This is a genomic window from Brachybacterium halotolerans (assembly GCF_016623465.1).
Lineage (GTDB): Bacteria > Actinomycetota > Actinomycetes > Actinomycetales > Dermabacteraceae > Brachybacterium > Brachybacterium halotolerans.
Window position 1 is genome coordinate 26261 of record NZ_JAEDAJ010000010.1, and the last position, 24171, is coordinate 50431.

Consider the following 24171-nt stretch of genomic DNA (forward strand, 5'->3'; position numbering starts at 1 on the left):
TTGTGGAAGCATGGCCGGTCCACAACGGCACAGCCGCCTGGATGGGGTGAGAGGATCGTGGCGTCCGGAGTCGGGAGAGCCGTCGCGCCGAGAGTCCGAAGGGCCATGCTCATGAGCACCGCATCCACCTGCGCACGTCCCACGATCATGCTCACGCCATGGTGCCGCCGCCTGATGCTGAGCGATGAGGACGTGCCGCGAGCGGCGGCGGACGGGTCGACTGCTCCGACTCCGATCCTCGACCATCGCTCCGCGGCGGTGACGACGCTCGTCGACCGGGCTCGCGTCGCGGCGACGTCACCCGGTCCGAGAACGGTCCTGCAGGTCGCCCACCGGATCATCGCGACCGAGATCTCCCCGGTCTATGCGCTCGACGAGACCGTGCCGGCCTCTCGGATCATCGCGCGCGGCACGGGATCGTGCAGCCAGCGGCTCGCGGTGCTCGAGAGCGTCGCGCGGGCGATCGGCGTGCGCACACGGGTGCGGGCGCTGCTCATCGACGCCTCCTTCTGGTACGACCGCTTCGGTCCCGCGCGGTGGGTGCTGCCCGACGCGATGCTGCTGGTCTGGCCCGAGCTGGAGCTCGCATCGCAGCGGTGTGCGGGCACGACCGCTGGCAACGGGGCCGACGCCGGCGGGTCCGGCGCCGGTTGGACGAGTGCCGCGGAACTGTTCGGGCCGATCGGCTGCCGCGGAGGCGCAGCCTTCACGAACACCGGCTCGGAGACGCTCTTCGAAGCCGCCGGACGCTGCGCGATCGACTGGGACGGGCGGACCGACGACCCCGACTTCGACCTCTCCGGCTTCGTGCGCCACGACTACGGACGCTTCACGGATCGCGACGAGGCGTTCGCCCTGCTGGGGCAGACGCTGTGCGCGCCGAGCCGCCGCATCGCCGACCCGGTGATGCGGCGGGTCTCGGCCTGATCGCGGTCGGGAGCCCTCAGGCCCCGAACGGGTTCCAGTAGCGGCCGCCGTCGACGACGACCATGACGATCGCGGCGGCGACCACCGCGGCCGCGCCCAGGATCGTGACCCAGTCCCTCGTGCGCATCGGCTTCACGTCGTACCAGGTGCGCCCGCGGCCGCGGCCGAAGCCGCGCAGCTCCATGGCGCTGGAGACCGTCTCGATGCGGTCCAGGGAGCCCAGCAGCAGGGGCATGAGGGTCGACACCACGTTGCGCACGCGCGTGACCAGCCCGACCTTCCGTGAGATGTCGAGACCACGGGCCTGCTGCGCCTGGGAGATCGTGCGCATCTCGCGCTGGATGTCCGGGATGAAGCGCAGGGCGAGGGAGACGGCGAAGGCGACCTTGTACGGGACGCCGATGCGGTGCAGGGACGAGGCGAACTCGGGCGGGCGCGTGGTCGCCACGAACAGCAGCACCGCCGGCAGCATCGCGAAGTACTTGAGGGTGACCGCGAGCTGATAGAACAGCTGCTCCTGCGTGAGGTCCCAGCGCCCGGGGCCGTCGACGATCACGTGCCGGGCGCCCAGCAGCTCGCTGCCGTAGCCCGGCGCGAACACGAAGATCAGCAGGTTGTTGAGCACCATGAAGGTGAGGATGATCCACAGCACCGTCGCCAGATCGCGCAGCCGGACCCGCGAGAGCGCCCAGCCGATCATCGACAGCACCCCGAGCGCCGCCAGGAAGCGCACGTCGAAGCTGATCATCGCCGCGAGCACCATCGCGATCGTGAGCACGAGCTTCGCAGTGCCCGTGAGGGTGTGCAGCAGTCCGGGCCGCTCGACGTACCCGAGGAGGGGAGCGGTCATCGCGCACCCTCCCCGGGGTCCGCGCGGAGCGACCGCTCGGCGCGGTCCGCGGCCACGAAGCGGTGGACGAGCGCGATCGGGTCGGGGATCCCGCAGCGCCGGGCGAGGGTGAACAGGCCCGTGACCACGAGGTCCGCGCGCTCGGCGAGGGCCTCGTCGGTGAGCACGGCGGCGGGGTCCGTGTCGGCGAGGAGCTCTCCATCGGAGATCACGAGCACCCGGTCGGTGTATTCGAGGGCGAGGTGCATGTCGTGCGTGATCAGCAGGATCGTGGTGCCCTCCGCGTTGATCCGCGCGAGGAAGTCCATGAACTCGCTGTAGTGGGCGAAGTCCTGACCGGCCGTCGGCTCGTCGAGGATTAGGATCTCCGGCTCGAGCGCGAGCACGCAGGCGATGCTCAGCCGCTTCCTCTGCCCGTGGCTGAGGGCCGAGATCGGCCAGGAGCGCATCGGCCGCAGGTCCGTCACCTCGAGCACCCGCGCCGTGCGTCGCTCGATCTCCTCAGCGTCGAGGCCGCGTGCCCGGAGGCCGAGGCGGATCTCCTCCTCGAGCAGGGGCTGGGAGAGCATCTGACCGGGCTCCTGGAGGACGAAGCCCACGTGCGCGCCGTGCTCGGCCAGCGGCCAGGAGGCGGCGTCGGCCCCTGCGATCCGCACGACTCCCTCGGTGGCCTTCTCGAAGCCGCTGATCACGCGCGCGAGCGTCGACTTCCCCGCACCGTTGGAGCCGATCACGCCGAGCATCTCGCCGCGGCGGATCCGGGCCGTGATGCCCCGGAGCGCGCGGACGTCGGCCGAGGCGCCGGGGCGGCGCAGGATCGCGCCGACGCACTCGAGGTCCAGGGCTGGGACCTCGACGTCGGACGGGGGCCGGGCAGCGGTCGCGGACTTCCGGGACGGATCGGCCGGCGCGTGCTCGACCCAGGTGCGCACGGCCTCTCTCTGCGCGGACGAGAGCTCCATGCGGGGAAGGTCCGCCGGATGTTGGCCGGCGGTGACCTGGGCGCCCGCGAGGCGCAGCGCCTCGACATGCAGGGGAGGGCGGATGCCGTGCTCGCGCAGGAGCGGTGAGGCGAGGAGCGCGTCGGGCGGGAGGTCGGCGATGATGCGGCCCTCGTCCATGAGGACGATCCGGTCCAGCGGTCGGTGCAGGAGGTCCTCGAGCCGGTGCTCGACGACGATGATCGTGCGCCCCTGCTCGCGGTGCAGGTCGTCGATGAGCTCGACGGCCGCGCGGCCGGCCGCGGGGTCGAGCATCGCGAGCGGCTCGTCGAACAGGAGCATCTCGACGTCGTCCACGAGCACGCCGGCGATCGCGACCCGCTGCTTCTGCCCCCCGGAGAGCTGCTGCGGGGAGGCGTCGAGGTGGTCGGCGATGCCGGCGGCGCGCGCGGCCTCGGCCACGCGGCCGGGCATCTGCGCGTGCGGGACCTGCTGGTTCTCGAGGCTGAAGGCCACGTCCTCGGCGACGGTCAGCCCCACGAACTGGCTGGAGGAGTCCTGCAGCACCGTGCCCACGCGCCGCGAGGTCTCGATGATCGGCGCGGCGCCGGGATCGGTCCCGAAGACCTCGATGCTCCCGCTCGCCTCTCCCGCGTGCACATGGGGGACGAGGCCATTGAGCGCCGCGAGGAGCGTCGACTTGCCGCATCCCGAGGGGCCGACGACGGCGATCTTCTCCCCGCGGCGCACCGTGAGGTCGATGCCGCGCAGCGTGGGCTCCGACTGGGCGCGATAGCGGAAGGAGAAGTCGCGGAGGCGGACGGGCACCTCTGCGTCGGGCCTGTCGGAGGTGGCGGACCCGCCCGACCTGGGGTTCTCGACGCTCACCTGTCGAGCGTCAGGGAGCCGGTCCGGGTGCGCGAGCGGGCGTAGATCCCGAGGATGATCCCGCCCAGGACGGCAGCGGTCACCGAGTTCGCGACGAAGGCGAGGACCCCCTGCGTGAAGACCTTCGAGGCCGGCTCGCCCATGATCAGCACGTCGCCGATCGGCGCCCACAGCACCCAGGTGACGGCGTTCGCGATCGCGACGGCCAGGACGAACCGCACCAGGGTGCGGCGCGGGAACTCTCCCTCGCGCACATGGTTGTGGAGCATCACCAGGCCCACGATCAGGGCGAACACGGCGGTCCCGGTCTCCCAGGTGGGCCAGATGCCATATCCCGTCGCGTCGACGAGCACGTGACCGATGAGCCCTGCGAGCACGCCCACGAGCGGTCCGTAGAGCACTGCGAACACGGCCAGCACGGCGTACTGGAGGTTGATCGTGGTGTTCGGGATGGGCGTGGGGATCGCGAGGAAGCGACCGAGCACGAAGAACAGCGCCGCGCCGATGCCGATCGCGACGACGCGGGTGACGGGGGAGATGCGCGGGCTCATGGACGGCTCCGATCCTCGGACGGTGCGGGGCGGACGGGCTCGAGGGCGACCTCCCACGAGGAGCCCGTGCCCAGGTCGAACGCGCGGGCGTAGGAGCCGCGATTGATCGCGACCGCCATCCGGTCCAGCGAGTTCACGTAGATGAGGGACTCGCCGAGCTCGACCGCGGCGAAGCTCGGGGCGAAGGTCATCTGCGCGGAGTGGACCACGCGCCCCTGGTGCCGCACGCGCAGCTGGACCCGTTCGCCGTGGCGGACGCCGAGCCGTGCGAACAGCGTGCGCGGGATCGAGGTCCACAGGGACCCGTAGCGCACGTCGAGGACGTCGATGGATCCGTGGACGGCGCCCTCGCGCAGCTCGGGCTCGAGCAGGGGGAGGGCGACCATGCGCTCGAGCGGGACCTCGGGGCCGACGTTCTCGAAGGCGATCGCCCCGGAGGCCAGACGGGCGCCCGTGAACGCGTAGATGTCCCTGCCGTGGAACGTGTACGACTCCTCGGAGCCGGCCCGACGGTTCACGGTCTCGTCGATCTGGCGCAGGTCGGTGACGCCGAAGATCGCGTGGAGGTGCGTGAGGGTGCCGTTGTCCGGCGTGACGACGAGGTGGCCCGTGGCGGTGCGCGCGACGACCGAGAGCCGGTCCGAGCCGACGCCGGGGTCGACGACGGAGACGAACACCGTCCCCTCCGGCCAGTACGAGACCACCTGGGCGAGACGGTACGAGCCCTCCCAGATGTCGTAGGGCGGGATGTTGTGGGTCAGGTCGTGGATGCGCAGCTGAGGATCGACGCCGACCGCGACGCCCTGCATCGCGCTGACGGCGCCGTCGTCGAGACCGAAATCGGATTGCAGGACGAGTGGATTCACACGGGAAGTATCGCAGGCGGAGGGACGGCGGGCACGGCCGTCCCGACGTCCAATTCATCCGGGTTCATCCTGCTGTGGACGCGGGTCTCCGAGCTGTGTGGGGGACGGGGGTCCGCACCGGTCCGGACCAGCCCGCACAGACCGGGAAGGTCTCGGGAGGTCCGCGCGTTGGGAGGGGCGTGAGGTACTCCCTGCTGGACCGCTCCCACACGCGCGAGAGGCGCCCCGAGGCCGCCGCCCTGCGCGACAGCGTGGAGCGGGCCGTCGCGGCGGAGCCCCTGGGCTACCACCGCTTCTGGGTGGCCGAGCACCATGGTGTGCCGGGCATCGCGAGCGGCTCCCCGCCGGTGCTGCTTGCGGCGATCGGGCAGCGCACGGAGCGGATCCGGCTCGGCTCCGGCGGGGTGATGCTCCCCAACCACCGCCCGCTCGTCGTCGCCGAGCAGTTCCTCATGCTCGAGGCGCTGGCGCCCGGTCGCGTGGACCTCGGCATCGGTCGCTCGCTCGGCTTCACGGCGCCTGTGCGCGAGGCGCTCGGCCGCGCCCGGATCACCGCCGACGAGTTCGCCGATGAGGTCGCCCGCGTGCGCGCGCACCTCGAGGGCGAGGCGCCGGTCACCGCCCGCCCGGCGGGAGGATCCCCGCCGCCGATCCATCTGCTCGCCACCGGCTCCGGGCTGCGCACCGCGGCCCGCCTGGGGCTCGCCGTGGTGATCGGAGGGCCCGTGCTGCTCGGCGAGGACCTCGGGGAGCGGATCGCCGCCTACCGCCGGGAGTTCCGTCCGCATGCGGGCAGCGTCCCGCACGTGATGCTCTCGATGGACCTGCTGGTCGCCGGCACCGACGCCGAGGCCCGCGAGCTCGCCCTGCCCGAGGTCTGGGCGATGGTCCGTTCTCGCGAGACCGGTGCGTTCCCTCCGTTGGAGAGCCCCGCGAGCATCCGGGAGCGCGCGCTCGGATCACGCGAGCGCGACCGGCTCGAGGCAGGGCTCGACGCCTCGTGGGCGGGCAGCGCGTCGACGCTGCGCCCCCGCCTCGAGAGCCTCGTGGAGACCACGGGGGCCGACGAGATCCTCGCTTCCGGGGCGACCTTCGACCGGGCGGCGCTCGCCGACTCCGATGCCCGGGTCGCCGCGCTGCTGGGGTGAGGATCCGGCCCGGAGTGCGGGACCGGCCCGATGGCCGCGGTGGACGTGAGCCGGCCGCTCAGCCCTCGGCCGGCGGCGCCAGGTCCTTGCGGAAGCAGACGCTGATGCCGTCGCTCGGGTCGTAGGGCGCGAACACCTCCACGTGCTCCCAGCCCTCCCGCTCGTACAGCGCGATCGCGTCGGGCTGGCGATTCCCCGTCTGCAGGAACAGCTCGACGGCGCCCCGCGCACGGGCGGCGTTCTCGAGGTGGGCGAGGATCGCCCGCGCGAGGCCCAAGCGGCGGAACGCGGGGCCGACGAACAGCCGCTTGACCTCGAGTCGCTCGGGGAGGCGGCGCAGCGTGCCGGTGGCCGCGGCCTCGCCGTCGACGAGCGCGAGCACGACCGTCTCCACGTCGTCGCCCGTCGGCCGTCCCGGAGGGGTCGAGGCGCCGCGGATCGGCACGTAGCGCGGGCCGACCTCGGCGTCCATCGCGTTGCGCAGCGCGGCCGCGCGCGAATCCTCCCAGGACACCTCCTCCCAGGTGATGGAGGGGGTGGGCGTGGTGCGGGTGTCGGTCATGCGGTGGCCTCCAGGATCCCGTCGCCGGGCGTGCTCGCTGTGCTCCCCGTGCTCCCCGTGCTCTGTGTGCGAGTCGTCCTCTCCGCGCCCGCGACGTGCGCGGGGATCGAGGCGAGCAGACGCTGCGTGTACTCGTGCTGCGGGTCGGCGAAGACGCGCACGGCCTCGCCCTCCTCGACGACCTCGCCGCGGCGCAGCACGGTGAGGGTGTCGGCGACCTGCCGGACCACGCCCAGGTCGTGGGAGATGAACAGGTAGGTGAGGCCCAGGTCCTTCTGCAGGCGCACGAGCACCTCGAGGATCCCGGCCTGCACCGTGACGTCCAGGGCGCTCGTCGGCTCGTCGAGGACCAGCACTTCGGGGCGCAGCACCAGGGCGCGGGCGATCGCGACGCGCTGGCGCTGCCCTCCCGAGAGGGCCGTCGGCCGCCTGCCCAGGAGCTCCTCGTCGAGGCGCACCGCGGCGAGCGCCCAGCTCACGCGCTCCTCGCGCGCGGCGGCATCGCCCACGCGGTACATGTCGAGGGGCTCGCGGACGATCCGGCCCACGGTGAAGCGCGGGTCGAGCGAGGTGAAGGGGTTCTGATGGACCAGCTGCAGGTCGCGCCGCAGGGCGCGCAGCGCGCGGGGGTCCGACGGGTCGACCGTCCGGCCGTCGACCTCGAGGGCCCCGGCGTCCAGGCGCTCGAGCCCGAGCAGGGCCCGGGCCGCTGTGGTCTTCCCCGAGCCCGACTCGCCGACGAGCGCGTGGGTGGTCCCGCGCGCGATCGAGAAGGACACCCCGTGAAGCGCCCGGATCTCGTGGCCGCCGGTGCTGCGGAACGTCCGGGTGATGTCGCGGGCAGTGACACGGGGCGCCGTGGCGGGCGGGGCTCCGCCGCCCTCCCCGAGGTCCCGGGCGGCGCGCAGGTCGGCGAAGCGATCGGGGTGCAGGCCGGGGACGTCGGCCTGCAGGCGCCGGGTGTACTCCGAGCGCGGGTGGGCGAAGACCTCGGCGGTGGGGCCCGCCTCCTGGATGGTGCCGCCCGAGAGGACGACGACCTGCTGGGAGCGCTCGGCCGCGAGGGCGAGGTCATGGGTGATCAGCAGCAGGCCGATGCCGAGCTCGTCCTGGAGGGACGTCAGCAGGTCCAGGATCTGCTTCTGGACGGTGACGTCGAGGGCGCTCGTGGGCTCGTCGGCCACGAGCAGTGCGGGGCCCGGGATGATCGCCAGCGCGATGAGCACGCGCTGCAGCTGTCCGCCGGAGAGCTGGTGCGGGTAGGAGGCGGCGATCCGCTCCGGGTCCGTGAGTCCCGCCCGTTCGAGCCCCTCGCGCACGAGAGCCTCGCGTGCGGCCCGGCTGCGGGCCTCCGGCACGAGCGCCGCGGCCTCGAGGGCCTGGGAGCCGATGGTGCGCACGGGGTTCAGGGCGCTGCCGGGGTCCTGCGGGACGAAGCCCAGCACCCGTCCGCGCAGGGGACGCAGGGCGTGCTCGCGCAGGCGGGAGATCTCCCGGCCGCGCAGGCGGACGCTGCCCTCGACGCGGGCGCCGCGGCGCTCGAGCAGGCGGAGGACGGCCCGGGCGATCGTCGACTTGCCCGAGCCGGACTCGCCGATCAGGGCGAGGGTCGAGCCCGCGGGGACGGAGAAGGACACGTCGCGGACGACCTCGCGGGCCGCGGCTCGCTCGCCGTAGGTGACGCGCAGGTGCTCGACGGTCAGCAGGGGAGCGGTGCCGTGCTCGGTGTCGCCCGCGGTGGTGCTCCCTGCGTCGGGGCGGGTGTCGGTGTCGGCGGAGGTCATCGGTTCCTCTCGGTGTCGATGAAGCGGCTGAGACGGCTCACGGAGAGCACGACAATCGCGATCACGAGGCCGGGAGCGATCACCAGCCAGGGCGCGTGCAGGAGATGCTCGCGTCCGTCGGCCACCAGCAGCCCCCAGTCGGAGGCCGGCGGCGGATCGCCGTAGCCCAGGAACGCGAGGCCCGCGATGGTGAGGATCGCGAGGCCGAACTGGAGGACGGCGAGGGACAGCACGGGACGCACGGCGTTCGGCAGCACGTGGCGGATCAGGATGTACGCGTCCGAGCCGCCGTTCAGGCGGGCGGCCTCTATGAACACGCTCGTGCGCACGCGCAGGACCTCCGCGCGCATGAGCCGGGCGAACACCGCCACCGCGGAGACGCCGGTCGCGATCGCGGCGTTGCGGGTGTCGTACCCGAGCGCCGTGACCACGACCACGGCGAGCAGGAAGCTCGGGATCGCCAGCAGCACGTCGACCAGGCGCCCCAGGACCGCGTCGGCCCAGCCGCCCGCGTACCCGGCGACGAGGCCGATCGCCCCTCCCACGAGCACGCCGATCGCGACCGCGATCAGGGCGCTGGTCATCGAGGAGGCCGAGCCGTGGATGATGCGCGAGAGCAGGTCCCGGCCCAGGTGGTCGGTGCCCAGCAGGTACTGCCACCCGGGCGGCGTGAACTTCCGGTCGGGCACGCCGACGGCCGGGTCCGCGCTCGTGAACAGTCCCGGTGCGAGCGAGAACGCGAGCACGAGGAGGAGCACGGCGATGGACAGCCACACGGTCAGCGGCAGGCGCCGCAGACCGCGCAGCCGTGACCCTGCCTGCGCGGGGGCGCCGGCCGGCGCGTGCTCGGGCGAGCCCGAGGGGTCGCCGGTGGTGAGGACCGCTGCGGTCATGACGCCTCCCGGGGTGCGCGCAGCCGCGGGTCCAGCAGCGGCAGCACGAGGTCGATGACGAGGTTGACGCCCACGAACACGGCCGCGGAGAGCACCACGGCGGCCTGCAGCACGGGCACGTCCTGGCTGGTCACGGCCTTCTGGACGACGGTGCCGATGCCGGCGCGCCCGAAGATCGTCTCGGTGATGAGCGAGCCGCCCAGCAGCTCGCCGACCACGAGCCCGCATACGGTGACCGTGGGCAGCAGGGAGGGCCGCAGCAGGTGGCGCGCGAACACCCGCACCGGGGCGAGCCCGCGGGAGAGCGCGACCTCCGTGTGGTCGAGCGCAGTGGTCGTGTCCAGGGCGGTGATGAACACCTGGGCGATCTGCGCGGACACGGGGATCGCGAGGGTCAGGGCCGCGAAGGCCGTGGATCCGGCGGTCTCGGGGTCGATGATGGAGAAGGCGCCCAGCTGCACCGCGAACACCTGGATCAGCACCAGGCCGATGAGGAAGTTCGGGGTGGACAGGAACACCGTGGGCAGTGAGCGCACCAGGCCGCCCAGCCGGCCCTCGCCGAGGCTCTGCGAGGCGAAGCCCAGGATCAGGGCGATCAGCAGCGCGAACACCAGGGCGGTCGCGGCGAGGGCGAGGGTCGAGGGGATCGCCTCACCGATCGTCGAGGAGACCGGCGCCGAGGTCGAGAGCGAGATCCCGAGGTCGCCGCGCAGGGCGTTGCCGATCGAGATCAGCAGCTGCACGAGCACGGGCTTGTCGAGGCCGTAGAACGAGCGGATCTGCGCCTTCTCGGCCTCGGAGTAGCCGGCCTGCGGGTTCTCGAGCTGCGCGCTCACCGGGTCGCCGGGGATCGCGGCGAGCACCAGGAACACGAGCACGTAGGCGAGGGCGATGACGAGGACGGCCTGGCCGACGCGCTTCAGGGCGATCATGCGTCCGCCCCCGTCCCGTCGGCCCCCGAGCCCGTCTTCGTCGCCGCGTGGTACGAGGGGATGGCGACGGCGTTGACCGTGATGCCGGAGAGCTCGGGGGTCTGGACGTAGATGCGCTGGACGTTCTGCTCGAGCGGGATGAAGTAGGCCTGCTCGAGGACATGCTGCGAGAGCTCGTCGATCACCCCGGCGCGCTCCGTGCGGTCGGCGGTGCCAGCCACCCGGCCCGCGAGATCCGCGAGGCGCTCGTCGGAGTCCCCGAGGGCGAACCAGTCCTCGCCGTCGGCGGTGATCACTCCCGCCACGGTGCCGGCGTCCACGAAGCTGCGGGTGACCTCGGCGAGCCCCTGGTCGGGGTTGTCCTCGACCTTCCCGGAGTAGGCCGCGACGTCGATCTTCTGGGTCGCGACGCGGATGCCCAGGCGGCCCAGCTGCTGGGAGATCAGCTCGGCCTCGGGCACGGAGCCGGTGAGGTACGGGGTGGGGTAGAGGGTGAACGCGAGCTCCGTGCCGTCCTTCGTGCGGTAGCCGTCCTCGGAGCGCCCGGTCCATCCGGCGTCGTCGAGCAGCCGCGCGGCCGAGTCCGGGTCAAAGGGGAAGAGGTCCGAATGGTCCTCGGCCTCGGGGACGCTCGACTGCAGCCAGCTCGTCGCGCTCTCCCAGTCCTTCGTGAACACGGTGCGCAGGATCTCGTCGCGGTCGATGCCGCGGGTGATCGCGCGGCGCACGCGCACGTCGTCGAAGGGCGCCACGTTCGTGCGCACCCGGAAGCCGTGGGTGAAGCCGAGATAGCGCGGCACCTCGATCGTGAACCCGGCCTCGGTGAAGGAGTCCAGGACCTGCGGGTTCACGTTGTAGGACACGTCGCTCTGGTGGGCGCGGGCGGCGGAGGCGCGCAGGGTGTCGTCGGGCAGCACCTTGAAGGTGATCCTCCGCAGCGCGGCGGCACCGCTGCGCCCGAGCACGGGCGGAGCCCAGTCGTAGTCCTCGCGGCGCACCAGGGTGACGTGGTCGCTCGCGGCCCAGGAGTCCAGCACGAAGGGTCCGCTGCCGATCTGGTGGGCGAGGTCCGACTGCTCGCCCAGGGAGCGGGCCACGGAGTCGGGGCTCAGCAGCAGGCATCCGTGGTAGCCGAGGGTCGGCAGGAAGGAGAGGGACGGGGCGGTGAAGCGCACGCGCACGGTGCGCTCGTCGAGCGCCTCGGCCCCGTCGTAGGTCGAGCCGGGGAACAGGCCCACCTTCGCGATGCCCGCGTCGGGCCGGCCCTTCGCCCAGACGTCGAGGTTCGCGACGACAGCGTCGGCGTCCAGCGCTGTGCCGTCGGAGAAGGTGACGCCGTCCTTCAGGTGCAGCGTGAACTCGGTCGAGTCGCTCGCGACGTCCCAGCTCTCGGCGATCCACGGGGTGATGGTCCCCTTCTCGTCCGTGTGCACGAGCTTGTCGGTGAGCTGCTGCCAGACGTTCGCCTCGTAGCTCGAGATCGCGCTCTTGGAGGGCACCCATCCGCCGTCGAGGTTCGAGATGAGGAAGGTCAGCTCGTCCTCGGGCGTCTCGGAGCCGCCCGCCGCGTGGGCGGCCTCGAGCGCGCAGCCCGCCAGGGGCAGCGCGGCGAGCCCCAGCGCGCCCGCGCCGATACCGCGCAGGAGGCGTCGGCGGGTGACATCGGGGCCGACGGGGGCCGGGCCGACGGGCGCGGGGCCGACGGGCGCGGGGCCGACGGGCCGGGTCACCCTCGGGCCTCCGGATCGGACAGGGCCGCGGCGAGACGCTCGGCCCCCTCGCGCAGGCGCTCCGGCGGCAGATGGCTGATCCCCACGCGCAGCGCGCCGCGATCGTCGGCCGGGTTCGTGCCCGACCCCGCGGCCGGGCCACCGTCCGCGCCCTCCCAGAAGAAGTACCGGCCCAGCACCGCGTCGGTCCCGGTCCGCTCGCGGGCCACGCGCTGGGCCGCGGCGAGATCGATGCGCTCGTCGCGCACCCGCACCCAGGCGAAGATGCCGCCCGTGCGGTGGACGACCTCGATGCCGCCGGGCACCTGCGCGTCCAGGATCGAGGTCACGAGGTCGAAGCGCTCGGCGTAGGCGGTGCGGGCGCGGGCGGCGATGGCGTCGAAGCCGCGCGGGGCGAGCGGACCGTCGCCCGGCGCCGGGTGCGCGGCCGATCCGGCCCCCAGCACCCGCTCGACGATCGCCTGCACGAGCACCGAGGAGTGCTGGTCCTGGTTCGCGCGCAGCCGCGTCACGGGGCCGACGAGCCATGTCGGCAGTGCGAGCCAGCCCAGCCGCAGGCCGGGCCCGAGCACCTTCGAGAAGGTGCGCACGTGGACCACGCGGTCCGAGCCCAGCGGGTAGTCCGGCAGCGAGGGGCCGTCGAAGCCCAGCGAGTGGTACGCGTTGTCGGAGACGATCACGAAGCCGAAGCGCTCGGCGAGCTCGACCAGCCGCGCGCGCTCGGCCGGCGTGGTGACGTACCCGGTGGGGTTGTGGTGATCGGGCACCGTGTACAGCAGCTTCGGGCGCTCGCCCGCGACCAGCCGCGCCTCGAGCGCGTCGATGTCGAATCCGCGCTCCGTGAGGCGCAGCGGGACGAGCCGGGGGCGCTTGTGCTGCAGGTCGCGGAAGATCAGCGGGTAGGTGGGATCCTCGACGATCATCGCGTCGCCCTCGTCGAGCAGGGCGTCGAACAGCAGCGAGAGCCCGTGGAAGGCGCCGTTGGTGACGACGATCCGCGCGGGCTCCGCGCCCTCGCGTCGGCCGATCCAGTCGCGCAGGCCCGCCAGGCCCGGGCTCTGGGAGTACTGGAGCGCCGCGGCGAGGGCCGACGGATCGGCGGTGAGGTCCTCGGCGGCGTGGCGGATCTGCGCGAGCGGCAGCAGGTCCTCGCTCGGGGCGCCGCCGAGCAGCGGGATCGAGTCGGCGGGCAGCGAGGAGGCCTTCCCGAAGCCCCGCGCGCGGTCCTCGCGCGAGCCCAGATCCGAGAGCAGCGCGGAGGGGGAGAGCGCAGGGGCGGGATCGGCGCCGGCCCTCGTCGTCGTTGTGGTCGCTGTGTCCGAAGTGGTCGCAGTGTTCATCGGGGTCAGAGGGCCTTCCCGGGATTGAGCAGGTGCTGAGGGTCGAAGGCGTCCTTCAGCCGGCGCTGGAGCGCGCGGGACGCGTCGGAGAGCTCGAGGTCGAGCCAGGAGTGCTTGGCGGTGCCGATGCCGTGCTCGCCGCTGATGGTGCCGCCGAGGGCCAGAGCCTCGCGGACCAGGTCGTCGGCCGCTTCGTGCAGGACGGGCGGCAGCGGCGCCGAGGGATCGGGGTTGTCCTCGGGGCGGGGGAGCGAGAGCGAGGGGTGGAGGTTGCCGTCGCCCGCATGCGCGACCGCCGACGTGCGGATGCCGTGCTCGCGGCCGATCCGCTCGATGACCGCGAAGGCATCGGCGAGGCGCGACTTCGGGATCGCGACGTCCTCGCCGAGGCGGAAGTGCCCGGCGCCGGAGCCGCGGCCCGAACGGCGCAGCTCCCACCAGTGCTCCGCCTCCGCCTCGTCCTCGAGGACGCGGATCTCGACGTCCGACGGGCCGGCGTCCCCGCCGTCCCCGCCGTCGTCCGCCGGGCCGCCCGCGCCACCGAGCGCGGCGATCAGGTCGCGGGTCTGCTCCGCGATGCCGTAGCCGTCGAGCTCGACGAGCAGCACCGCGCTCTCGCCCTCGGCGACGCCCGCTCCCGTGTTCTCGTCGATGTCCTCGAGGGAGCGCGCGTCCAGCAGCTCGCAGGCCGCCGGCCGCACGGGACTGCGCGAGATCGCGTTCACCCCCGCCGCGGCGCCCGCGACGGTGGGGAAGCGTGCGAGCACGGTGCGTCGGGCGACGGGCAGCGGGCGGATCCGCACGGTCGCCGCGACGACGATCGCGAGCGTGCCCTCGGAGCCGATGAGCAGCTGCGTGAGGTCGAGCCCGGTGACACCCTTGATCGAGCGGTGTCCGGTGCGCAGCAGCGTGCCGTCGGCCAGGACCACCTCGAGCCCGAAAACGGATTCCCTGGTCACCCCATACTTCGCGCAGTGCAGCCCGCCCGCGTTGGTCGCGATGTTCCCGCCGATGCTGGAGAGCCGCGCGCTCGCCGGGTCCGGCGCGTAGAAGAAGCCGTGCGGCGCGAGCGCCTCGGAGAGGTCCGCGGTGATCACGCCCGCCTCCACCACGGCGACCTCGTCGAGCACGTCGATCTCGCGGATGCGCGTGAGGCGCTCGAGGCTCAGCACGATCGACCCGTCGATCGGGGTGGCGCCCCCGGACAGACCCGAGCCCGCACCGCGCGGGACGACGGGCGTGCCGGTCTCGTGGGCCAGGCGGAGGGTGGCCTGCACTCCCTCGACGTCGCGGGGGAGGACCAGCAGGAAGCTCGTGCCGGGAGCGGAGGGAACCGCGTGGTCCCCCGCGTACACCGGGTCGGGATCGGTGTGCACGACGCCCTCCCCGAGGAGGCCGCGCAGGCGCTCGGCGAGGCCGCGCAGACGCGGCGAGAGGGTCGATGCGTCGGCAGAGGGCGCAGAGGGCGCAGGCGGCGGGCCGGCCGACGCGTCGGCTGAGGTCGAGGCAGAGATCGAGGTCGTCACGCGGGCTCCACGGGTCGGTGGCAGGACCGTCCCATCGTGGAGGTCCACGAGTATTAGAGCAACTGATGCTTCACATAAGGAGACACACAGAGGTGCGCTCGCCGCTCGAGTGGGGCGCAGGTCACATGAGGATTCAGCTCCGGGCGGCACGTCACCATCGGTCGGACTCTCTGCCGCCCAGTGCTCTCGGGGGACCCGCCCTCTCCGTGCGGGCGTCTCTTCCCCGTGGTCGTCTCTTCCCCGCGATCACTTCTCGTGTCGCGTCGAATCCTCTGACCTGCGGATTGGGGACAGAGCCCGGACGCCTGGCGAAGACGGGACACTTCACGACATGCCTCATGCCCCGGCAGATCTCCCGGACGCCCTGCCCCGTCCCGTGTTCACGACGCATGACGCCCGCGTCGCAGGCGTGGAGCCGCAGCGCCTCCGCCGCCGGGACGTCACCCGGCTCCGGCAGGGCCTCTACGCTTGCACCGACGCGCTCCGCGCCGGCAGGGTCACGCGCTGGGACGTCGCCGATGCGATGCTGCGCCTGCACCCCGAGGCCGCCCTGGTCGGTCTGACCGCGGCCCGGGCCTGGGGACTTCCCTGTCCGGGCGACGCCGACATGACCGGGCGCGAACCGGTGGACGCGCGCTGGGGGATCCCCACAGTGCACCTCGGCACCCCGAACGCTGCGCATCGCGCGTCCGACGACGTCGTGCAGTGGAGCCGAGTGCCACTTCAGCCCTGGCAGATCGAGACGGTCGACGGGGTGCGCATCGCGACATTGGTGCGCACATGGACGGATCTCGCCTCGGTGCTCGGCGACGTCTCGCTGGTGGTCGTGACCGACCGGCTGCGCGCGCGGATCACCCAGGACAGGTTCATGGAACCGACCGAACCGATGGTCCCCGACGGTGCCCTGATCTGGGCCTCCGGCAGCGGTGTGCACGGTGCACCGAAGGCGGCGACCGCCCTGATGAGCTCGGGCACCGACAGGCCGAGCGTGCTGCATTCCCGCCTGATGCGCTCGGGCCCCGCGTGGGGACGGGTGCGGCTGAACATGCCGCTGACGGGCGGGGATCCAGACCCGTCGCCCCCTCACTACGTCCCGGTGCTGCTGCGACGTGCGCATGCGATCTGGTGGGCGGACCGGGTCTATGCGGTGTTCCGCAAGGAGCCCGTGTGCGCGCCGCGCTGTGGGGACTGCGCTCGCTGCACTCTGCCCTTCGTGCCGCGTCTGCTGCCCGTGCGCATCGCCCACGCGCCGGGTCTGCCCGGATGGCTGGAGGTGCGCATTCCCGAGCAGGTGCTCGTCCATGACCCCGGTCAGGTGAGGTTCGCCGTGCGAAATGCCGTGTTGGACCAGCGGCGCGCGCACCGGGCGCGGATGGAGCAGGCCGAATCGCACATCCGGTCGCACACCCGGCGCAGGATTCTCGGATCTCCCGGGGCCGCAGAGGAGCTCGGGTGGCAGACGGAGAGCGAAGGCGCTAAGGCCTGACCCGGGTGACCCCGGAGGCTGAGGGCCCGGGTGACGCCGGGGGCTCCCACCTCACCACCTCACGCCGTGCCCTGCCTCGGCGCCGGTGTGCCTGCTGGCGCGTTACGAATTGCGGTGGATTTTCGACGCTTCGCACGTCCGTCCAAAACCCACCGCAAATCGTAACGCTCGCGCACACGGGGGCGCCGCGACGACCCGCCCTCGGCCTCGCGTCGCGCCTCCCCTGCGAAGGAGTATGTGGTGGAGGGCGTGCTCCGGTAGCGATATGCCTGGGCGCCTCGTCGACTCAGCGCCGCGTCGACCCAGCGCCTCAGAGCCCCCATGCCTGTGCGAGCAGCTCGTGGGAGCGGTCGCGATGCGCGGGGTCGAAGATCTGGCCGGTGACGATGAGCTCGTCGGCCCCGGTCGCGCGGACGATGGATTCGAGCTGCGCGACGACCGTGCGCGGGGAGCCGACGGCGCGCACGGAGAGCGTCTGGTCGACCTTCGCGAGCAGCGCCGGGTCGGCGAGGCCCTCGAGATCCCGGGGCGGCTTCACCTTCGTGCGCTCGCCGCGCAGGATCCCCAGGAAACCCTGCTGCGCCGAGGTGAACAGGTGCTGCGCCTCCTCGTCCGTGGGCGCGACCAGGACGTTCACGCCCACCATGGTGTGCGCGGCGTCGGTCTGGGCGGACTCGGCGTCCGCGTCGAAGGTCCGGCGGTAGGCGTCCAGCGCCTGCTCGACCCCGAAGGGCGAGAAGTGCGAGGCGACGGAGAAGGGCATGCCGAGGCGACCGGCGAGCTGTGCGCCGTTCGACGTCGAGCCGAGGATCCACATGGCGACCTCGGTGCCCTCGGCGACCGGGGCGGCGATCCGCAGGCCCGTCGGCTGCTCGGAGCGCGACCAGTCGCGCATCTGCTCGACCGCCGCGATGAATGCCTCCGGCTCGGCCGACGTGCGCGCGAGCAGCTGCGCGGTGAGCGGATCGGTGCCGGGCGCACGCCCGAGCCCCAGGTCGATGCGATCGCCGTGCATCTGGACCAGGGTGCCGAACTGCTCGATGACCGAGAGCGGGGAGTGGTTGGGCAGCATGACGCCGCCCGAGCCCACGCGGATCCGCTCGGTCAGCTGCGCGGCCTGGCCGATGAGCAGGCTGGTCGCGTTCGAGGCCAGGGAGATCGTGTTGTGGTGCTCGGCGAACCAGTAGCGGGTGAAGCCCAGACGGTCGGCGAGCTGCGCGGAGCTCATCGCGTGGCCGATGGCCTCGCGGGCGTCCATCCCCTCGGAGATCGGGACGAGGTCGAGGATCGAGAGCGGGACGTGCGGGGTGCGCGACGCGGAGGATGCGGACGGGCCGCTGGGCCCAGGGCCGGGGGCGGGAGTGCTCATGGAGCCGAGGCTACGCCGCGCCCGGCGCGGGGTGCTGGGCGCTGTGAGCACTCGAGCGTCGGCCCGGGGAATAGCGAGGTCAGCACCGCTTTCCTGCAGCGGTCACCAGGTCGGATGCTGGTGGCGCGCCGCCATCTGCGCGTACTGCGCCTGCACCCGCTGGTTGTGGTTCGAGGCCGCCGTGCAGCCCCAGATGATGCTCGCGATCCACGCTCCCACGCCGATCAGCGGGACCAGTCCGAACAGCACGGCCCCGATCCCCATCGTCAGCACCGAGAGGATGCCGAACACGATCGTCGAGAGGACCAGCAGGCCCACGGTGACGCCGATCAGGACGAGCGCCCCTGTCACGCTCGAGTAGAACACCCCGAAGACGCCGAAGAAGAAGGTGAGGACGAAGGCCACGCCCACGCTCTTGAGCGGCATCACGGCCACCGGCACGGGCATCACGCCGGGCATCGGAGCAGCACCGGCACCGGGGTTCCCCGTCGGCGCGCCGTGGGGCTGGAGGGCGGATCCGGGCGGCGGTCCGCCGGGGGAGGAGTACGGGGCGCCCGCGGAAGGTGCCGCGCCGGCTCGCGGTGCACCGTGGGCGTGCTGTGCGTCGGGGACATGCTGTCCGTCCGCCGCGTACGGGTCGAAGCTCCGCTGCGCCGCGTCCGGGGCGTGATGGTGCACGACCTCGCCCGGGATCACGGGATGGGGTCCGCGGTGCGGATCCGGTCGGTCCCAGGGTGACTGGCTCATGAGTGCCCCTCGCTCGTCGTGCGCATGTGCTTGCGTCGCACCCTACGCGGACGCGCGGGTTTCAGGTCACGTATCGCGTCGGCTCGGCCTGCACGGGCAGGCCCGCCGCGGCCCAGGCGCGGAAGCCGCCTTCGAGGTCCGTGGCCCGGGAGAAGCCGAGCTCGCGCAGGTCGCGCGCGGCGAGCGAGGAGGAGAACCCTTCGTTGCACACGACGATGACGTCGTCGTCGTAGCTCGGCCCGTCGGCCATGCGGCTCGGGCTGAGGGGGTCCAGCCGCCACAGCATGACGGTGTGCTCGACCACGATCGCTCCGGGGATGTGCCCCTCGGCGTCGCGCGTCCAGGGCGTGCGCACGTCGATCACCCGGGCGCCGTCGCGCAGTGGCCCGGGCAGGTCGCTCGGTGCTACGCGCGCCGTGCCGCGCCGGGCCTCGGCGAGGATCTCCGCGATGCTGCGGGCCATGATGCGCCCCGGGGCGCCCGGACCCGAGACGGGCCGGGCGCGTCCGGTGTCAGCCGCGGCGGCCCGAGGAGAAGGCCGCGAGCCCGCCGGAGCGGCGCGACGAGCCCTCGCCCGAGCTCGAGGTCGAGTAGGAGGTCACCGAGCCGGAGCCCGAGCGGCCGCCGCGGCCGCGACCGCGCGAGCCCTGGCCCGAGCGCGATCCCTGGCCCGAGCGGCCGTCCTGGCCGGAGCGCGAGCCGTCACCGGAGCGACCGTCCTGGGAGCCCTGTCCGCGGCCGCCCTGGCCGCCGCGACCGCGGCCCCCGGAGGAGCGACCGCCGCCGCTGCCGCGACCGCCCTGACCACGACCGCCGCCCTGACCACGACCGCCCTGGCCGCGTCCGCCGCCCTGCTGGGGCTGCTGTGCCGGGGCCGGTGCGGGTTCGGTGAAGACGCGCTCGCCGGGGGCGAGCTCGCTCAGCACGGGGCTCGTGACGACAACGCCCTCGTGCTGGGCCGGCGTGATGCGGGCCTTGCGCATGAGGTCGTGCACGTCCTTCTTCTGGTCGGGCGTGCGCACGGTGATCACGGTGCCGGAGCCGCCGGCGCGCGCGGTGCGGCCCGAGCGGTGCAGGTACGCCTTGTGCTCGACCGGCGGGTCCGCGTGCACGACCAGGGCGACGTCGTCCACGTGGATGCCGCGGGCGGCGATGTCGGTGGAGACCAGCGTGCTCGCGGTCCCCGAGCCGAAGGCCTCGAGGTTGCGGGTGCGGGCGCCCTGGGAGAGGTTGCCGTGCAGCTCCACGGCGGCCACGCCCGAGCGGCTCAGCTTCTGGGCGAGCTTCTTCGCACCGTGCTTGGTGCGGGTGAAGAGGATGGTGCGTCCGGGCGCCGCCGCGAGATCGCGCAGCACGTCGAACTTCGCATCCGCGCCGACCTCGAGCACGTGGTGCTCCATCGTCGAGACCGGGCTGGTCTCCGGATCGGCCGAGTGGGTGACGGGGGAGTGCAGGAACTCCTTGACGAGCTTCTGGACGCCCTGGTCCAGGGTCGCGGAGAACAGCATGCGCTGGCCCTTCGCGGGGGTCTTGGCGAGGATCCGGCGGACCATCGGCAGGAAGCCCATGTCGGCCATGTGGTCGGCCTCGTCGAGCACGGTGATCTCGACGGCGCCGAGGTCCACGTGGCCCTGGCCCATGAGGTCCAGCAGACGGCCGGGGCAGGCGACGAGCACGTCGACGCCACGGGCGATCGCATCGACCTGGGGCTTCTGGCCGACGCCGCCGAAGACGACGGTGCTGCGCAGGTTCGCGGCGCGCAGCAGCGGCGTCAGCGACTGGTCGATCTGGGCGGCGAGCTCGCGGGTCGGGGCCAGCACGAGGGCGCGCGGGAAGCGGCTGCGGCGCTTGCGCGCGTCCTGCTCGAGGCGGGCGACGAGCGGCAGGCCGAAGGCGTAGGTCTTGCCGGAGCCGGTGCGGCCGCGGCCCAGCACGTCGCGGCCGGCGAGGGAGTCGCCGAGGGTCGCGGACTGGATCGGGGTGGGGGTGGTGATGCCCTGCGGGGCGAGGGCGTCGATGAGGTGCGAGGGCACGCCGAGGCGCGCGAAGTCAGTGGAGGTCACGGATTTCCGTTCTAGAGGACGCGGTCCCGCCCTGCGCGCTGCGGTCCGCTGGTCCGACGGGGGAGACCCGGTCGGCGTCCGACGGGCAGGGCCTGGGGACGTGCCCGACGGGGAGGCCCCCCGGGGCTGCGCGCGGACGGCGCGCCGCCGTCGTCGCGCAGTGCGCGGCGAGGCGCGGTGCCATGGCAGGTGGGACGGCACACGAAGCCACCAGCCTACGGCCGTCCTCGCCGTTCACCCTCATCTGCGGGTCCCGATGTGAGCAACGCACCTGGGGGGCGAGGCCGGCCGGTATCCTCGGCGGATCACCGGGGCCGGGGTGGACGGTCCCCGGAACAGCAGGAAGGCGGTGCGCGATGGCCAGGCGCGTGAGCATCAAGGACGTGGCGAAGGCCGCCGGGGTCTCGTGGAAGACGGTCTCCAACGTCGTCAACGACCGGCCCGTCGTGCGGCCCGAGACCCGTGAGCGGGTCGAACGGGCCATCAGCGAGCTCGGCTACGTGCCGAACACGATCGGCCGGGAGCTGCGCGGCGGCCCGACGCACACCATCGCCCTGGTGCTGCCCGAGCTCTCCAACCCCTACTTCGCCCAGCTCGCGCAGATGCTGCACGTCGCGGCCAAGGAGCGCGGGTACACCGTGAGCGTCGAGCTGTCGCTGGGCCGGGGCGAGGTCGAGCGCGCCCACGTGCGCGGACGCATCAGCCGCCCTGTCGATGCGGTCGTGATCTCGCCGGAGGCGCTGGACCCCGTCGAGATCCGGGACCGCGGGGACGGGCCGCCGCTCGTGCTGCTCGGCGAGCACCTGCTGAGCGCCGAGGGCGTCACCCACGTCGCCGTCGACAACGTCGAGGCCTCGGCCGACGTGGTCCGCCATCTGGTCGAGCGCGGCTATCGCCGACCCGTCTTCCTGGGCGGGGAGTCCGAGCAGCGCTCGGCCGGCACTGACCGCCTCGCGGGCTTCCGCGCCGCCTGCCGGGCGAGCGGCATCGCGAGCGACCCGGAGCGGATCGCGCACGTGGGCGCGTGGGACATGGCCGAGGGGCGGCGCGCGGTGCTCGACCTCGTCCAGCGCGGCGTCGCGTTCGACGCGATCTCCGCGGCCAACGACCAGCTCGCGATCGGCGCCCTCGCGGGCCTGCGCGAGTCCGGGCTCGACGTCCCCGGGGACGTCGGGGTGGTGGGCTGGGACGACACCCCCGGAGCGCGGCACGCCCACCCCGCGCTGAGCTCGATCGCCCCGGACCTCGACGACCTCATCGCCGCGACCCTCGACGCCGCGATCGGCCCGGGAGGTTCGGAAGGTCCGGGAGGATCGGGTCCCTGTGGGCCGGGTGAAGGGGCGCCCGGCGGGGGAGAGCACGTCGTCCCCTATCGCCTCGTGGCGCGCGAGAGCTCCGCAGGGCCGCGTCGCTGACCATCCGTGTTTCCCACGTTGCAATCCGGGGCGCGGCGGTGTTGACTTGAGGTGCCGGCGCCGTCCGGCCCGCCGATCAGCGCCGATGGAAGGACCACCGTGACCGCACCCGAGCAGAGCCCCGCGAGCGACCAGCACGCCGTGCCCGAGCTGCCCTCGCACCTGACCGACCTCTTCGCCCGCGCCGACGAGCTCGCCGCCGCGCTGGACGCCCCGGCGTCGGACGGATCCGGCGACGTCCCGACCGGCGACGTCCCGCGCCCTGAGCACCCGCGCCCGCAGCTGCAGCGCGAGGCCTGGCTGAACCTCAACGGCACCTGGCAGTTCGAGATCGACCGCGGCGACACAGGCCGCGAGCGCGGACTGCTCGAGCGCGAGCTCGCCACCGAGATCCTCGTGCCCTTCCCGCCGGAGTCGCCGGCCTCCGGCATCGGCGACCGCGACTTCATGGAGGCCGTCTGGTACCGCCGCACGGTCAGCGTGCCCGCGAGCTGGGAGGGGCTGCGGCCGGTGCTGCACTTCGGCGCCGTCGACCACGACGCGACGGTCTGGGCCGACGGGGTCGAGGTCGCTCGCCACCGCGGCGGCTTCACGCCCTTCGACGCGGACCTCTCGGGCGTCGTGTCCGCCGGGGGCAGCGTCGAGATCGTCGTGCGCGCTCGCGACTCCCGCCACGACCTGCAGGCGCGCGGCAAGCAGTCGGTCTTCTACGAGGCGAGCCACGCGACCTACCACCGGGTCACCGGCATCTGGCAGACGGTCTGGCTCGAGGGCGTCCCCGAGGACGCGATCCGCTCGCTGCGCGTGGTGCCCTCGCTCGCCTCCCACTCCTTCGCGATCGACGTCCCGCTCTCGCGCAGCACTCCCGGCACGCGCCTGGAGGCCGTGCTCGGCGAGGTCGGCGGCGGCGCCGTCGCGAGCGCGGAGGTCCGCGCGGACCTCGACCTCGCCCCGCACCTCGAGATCACGGTCCCCGAGGACCAGGTGCGCGTATGGGCCCCGGGCGACCCGCAGCTCTACTCCCTCGAGCTGCGCCTCGTGGCCGACGGCGGCGCCGTCCTGGACACGGTCCGCTCCTACACCGGCCTGCGCTCGACCTCGCTGCGCGACCACGAGTTCCGCATCAACGGCGAGAAGGTCTTCCAGCGCCTGGTCCTGGACCAGGGCTGGTGGGAGGACACCTTCATGACCGCCCCGTCGGACGAGGCGATCAAGGGCGACGTGCGCCTCTCCCTCGAGGCCGGCTTCAACGGCGCGCGCCTGCACCAGAAGGTCTTCGAGGAGCGCATGCTCTTCTGGGCCGACGTCCACGGCTACCTGGTCTGGGGCGAGTTCGGCGACTGGGGCGTCTCCGGGCGCGGGCCGACGGGCGACAACCAGCAGCCCACCGCGGCGTTCATCGGCCAGTGGGTCGAGGCGGTGCGCCGGGACATCAACCACCCCGCGATCGTGGGCTGGTGCCCCCTGAACGAGACCCACCAGGTGCGCCACGATCGCATCACCCAGCTCGACGACGTCACCCAGGCGATGTACGACGCGACGAAGCTCGCCGACCCCACCCGCCCGGTGCTCGACACCTCCGGCTACTCGCACCGCGTGCGCGGGGCCGACGTCTTCGACTCCCACTCCTACGAGCAGGATCCCGAGCGCTTCCGCACGGAGCAGTCCGGCCTCGCCGAGGGGCGTCCCTTCGCCAACCGCCGCGATCTCGGCGACGGCGAGCTGCCCTTCGCGGACGGCTCCTTCTCCCTGGACTACGAGGGGCAGCCCTACTTCGTCTCCGAGTACGGCGGCATCTGGTGGAACGCCGAGGAGGCGGCGCGCGCCGCCCGCGAGGCCGGCAACAACGCCTCCCAGTCGTGGGGCTACGGGCAGCGGATCTCGAGCGAGGAGGAGCTCTACGAGCGCTTCGAGGGCCTCACGGACGTGCTGCTGGGCGACCCGCTCATGTTCGCCTACTGCTACACGCAGCTCACCGACGTGTTCCAGGAGAAGAACGGCGTCGTGGACTTCCAGCGCGGCCGCAAGCTCGACCTCGCCCGCCTGCGCGCGGTGCAGGAGAAGAGGGCCGCGTACGAGGAGGAGTGACGGGCGCGCGTCTCGTCGGGCGTCGGCCCCGCCCGGCCCCGGCGAGACGGCGGGATGCGCCGCGG

The 24171-nt window shown here is 73.2% G+C and carries 20 protein-coding genes; 5 read left to right on the forward strand and 15 right to left on the reverse strand.

Going from position 1 to position 24171, the window contains the following annotated elements:
- Positions 1 to 111 precede the first annotated feature (111 nt).
- Positions 112 to 927, forward strand: coding sequence for a hypothetical protein (locus I8D64_RS14070; protein WP_200503427.1), 816 nt, complete (start codon positions 112 to 114; stop codon positions 925 to 927).
- 16 nt (positions 928 to 943) lie between these two features.
- Here the strand turns inward: I8D64_RS14070 and I8D64_RS14075 are convergent, their stop codons facing one another.
- From I8D64_RS14075 to I8D64_RS14090, 4 genes are read right to left on the reverse strand one after another with little or no spacing between them, the layout of a single operon-like run.
- Complete coding sequence (locus I8D64_RS14075) at positions 944 to 1777, reverse strand: energy-coupling factor transporter transmembrane component T family protein (RefSeq protein ID WP_200503428.1); 834 nt, start codon at positions 1775 to 1777, stop codon at positions 944 to 946.
- Complete coding sequence (locus I8D64_RS17860; RefSeq protein ID WP_200503429.1) at positions 1774 to 3606, reverse strand: energy-coupling factor transporter ATPase; 1833 nt, start codon at positions 3604 to 3606, stop codon at positions 1774 to 1776. Before I8D64_RS17860 ends, I8D64_RS14075 begins: the two co-directional genes overlap by 4 nt.
- Positions 3603 to 4157, reverse strand: a complete 555-nt coding sequence (locus tag I8D64_RS14085) for an ECF-type riboflavin transporter substrate-binding protein (RefSeq protein WP_200503430.1) — start codon at positions 4155 to 4157, stop codon at positions 3603 to 3605. Before I8D64_RS14085 ends, I8D64_RS17860 begins: the two co-directional genes overlap by 4 nt.
- Positions 4154 to 5023, reverse strand: coding sequence for an SAM-dependent chlorinase/fluorinase (locus I8D64_RS14090; protein WP_200503431.1), 870 nt, complete (start codon positions 5021 to 5023; stop codon positions 4154 to 4156). The genes I8D64_RS14085 and I8D64_RS14090 overlap by 4 nt, the downstream gene beginning before the upstream one ends.
- Positions 5024 to 5202: 179 nt before the next feature.
- Here I8D64_RS14090 and I8D64_RS14095 point away from each other — a divergent pair, with 179 nt between their 5' ends.
- Positions 5203 to 6171, forward strand: a complete 969-nt coding sequence (locus tag I8D64_RS14095; protein ID WP_200503432.1) for an MsnO8 family LLM class oxidoreductase — start codon at positions 5203 to 5205, stop codon at positions 6169 to 6171.
- A gap of 58 nt (positions 6172 to 6229) precedes the next feature.
- On the opposite strand, the gene I8D64_RS14100 is transcribed toward I8D64_RS14095, so the two are convergent.
- From I8D64_RS14100 to I8D64_RS14130, 7 genes are read right to left on the reverse strand one after another with little or no spacing between them, the layout of a single operon-like run.
- Positions 6230 to 6733: a GNAT family N-acetyltransferase gene (locus I8D64_RS14100; protein WP_200503433.1), complete on the reverse strand. Its 504-nt coding sequence runs from the start codon at positions 6731 to 6733 to the stop codon at positions 6230 to 6232.
- Positions 6730 to 8517 carry a dipeptide ABC transporter ATP-binding protein gene (locus I8D64_RS14105; RefSeq protein WP_200503434.1) on the reverse strand — a complete coding sequence of 596 codons (1788 nt, stop codon included), beginning with the start codon at positions 8515 to 8517 and terminating at the stop codon, positions 6730 to 6732. The genes I8D64_RS14100 and I8D64_RS14105 overlap by 4 nt, the downstream gene beginning before the upstream one ends.
- Positions 8514 to 9410, reverse strand: coding sequence for an ABC transporter permease (locus I8D64_RS14110; RefSeq protein ID WP_200503435.1), 897 nt, complete (start codon positions 9408 to 9410; stop codon positions 8514 to 8516). The genes I8D64_RS14105 and I8D64_RS14110 overlap by 4 nt, the downstream gene beginning before the upstream one ends.
- Positions 9407 to 10342, reverse strand: coding sequence for an ABC transporter permease (locus I8D64_RS14115; protein ID WP_200503436.1), 936 nt, complete (start codon positions 10340 to 10342; stop codon positions 9407 to 9409). Before I8D64_RS14115 ends, I8D64_RS14110 begins: the two co-directional genes overlap by 4 nt.
- Entirely contained in the window at positions 10339 to 12072 is a 1734-nt protein-coding gene (locus tag I8D64_RS14120; protein ID WP_200503437.1) for an ABC transporter substrate-binding protein, read from the reverse strand. Before I8D64_RS14120 ends, I8D64_RS14115 begins: the two co-directional genes overlap by 4 nt.
- The gene (locus I8D64_RS14125; RefSeq protein WP_200503438.1) at positions 12069 to 13412 is read right to left on the reverse strand and encodes an aminotransferase-like domain-containing protein; all 1344 of its coding nucleotides are present in this window, start codon (positions 13410 to 13412) and stop codon (positions 12069 to 12071) included. The genes I8D64_RS14120 and I8D64_RS14125 overlap by 4 nt, the downstream gene beginning before the upstream one ends.
- A 5-nt stretch (positions 13413 to 13417) precedes the next feature.
- Entirely contained in the window at positions 13418 to 14938 is a 1521-nt protein-coding gene (locus I8D64_RS14130; RefSeq protein ID WP_343068590.1) for an FAD-binding oxidoreductase, read from the reverse strand.
- A gap of 331 nt (positions 14939 to 15269) precedes the next feature.
- On the opposite strand from I8D64_RS14130, the gene I8D64_RS14135 reads away from it, so the two are divergent.
- Positions 15270 to 16424, forward strand: coding sequence for a hypothetical protein (locus I8D64_RS14135; RefSeq protein WP_200503439.1), 1155 nt, complete (start codon positions 15270 to 15272; stop codon positions 16422 to 16424).
- 310 nt (positions 16425 to 16734) lie between these two features.
- On the opposite strand, the gene I8D64_RS14140 is transcribed toward I8D64_RS14135, so the two are convergent.
- The 4 genes from I8D64_RS14140 to I8D64_RS14155 all read right to left on the reverse strand — a co-directional run bounded on the left by I8D64_RS14140 (position 16735) and on the right by I8D64_RS14155 (position 20603).
- Positions 16735 to 17793, reverse strand: coding sequence for an LLM class flavin-dependent oxidoreductase (locus tag I8D64_RS14140; RefSeq protein WP_200503440.1), 1059 nt, complete (start codon positions 17791 to 17793; stop codon positions 16735 to 16737).
- A gap of 102 nt (positions 17794 to 17895) precedes the next feature.
- Positions 17896 to 18540, reverse strand: coding sequence for a hypothetical protein (locus I8D64_RS14145; protein WP_200503441.1), 645 nt, complete (start codon positions 18538 to 18540; stop codon positions 17896 to 17898).
- 61 nt (positions 18541 to 18601) lie between these two features.
- Positions 18602 to 19003: a rhodanese-like domain-containing protein gene (locus I8D64_RS14150; RefSeq protein ID WP_200503442.1), complete on the reverse strand. Its 402-nt coding sequence runs from the start codon at positions 19001 to 19003 to the stop codon at positions 18602 to 18604.
- A 49-nt stretch (positions 19004 to 19052) separates the two neighbouring features.
- Positions 19053 to 20603, reverse strand: coding sequence for a DEAD/DEAH box helicase (locus tag I8D64_RS14155; protein WP_200503443.1), 1551 nt, complete (start codon positions 20601 to 20603; stop codon positions 19053 to 19055).
- 356 nt (positions 20604 to 20959) lie between these two features.
- On the opposite strand from I8D64_RS14155, the gene I8D64_RS14160 reads away from it, so the two are divergent.
- Both I8D64_RS14160 and I8D64_RS14165 read left to right on the forward strand, forming a co-directional pair.
- Positions 20960 to 22018 (forward strand): LacI family DNA-binding transcriptional regulator, encoded by a 1059-nt coding sequence (locus I8D64_RS14160; protein ID WP_200503444.1) that lies wholly within the window; start codon positions 20960 to 20962, stop codon positions 22016 to 22018.
- Between the two features lie 99 nt (positions 22019 to 22117).
- Complete coding sequence (locus tag I8D64_RS14165) at positions 22118 to 24106, forward strand: glycoside hydrolase family 2 protein (RefSeq protein WP_425490320.1); 1989 nt, start codon at positions 22118 to 22120, stop codon at positions 24104 to 24106.
- Positions 24107 to 24171: the final 65 nt, after the last annotated feature.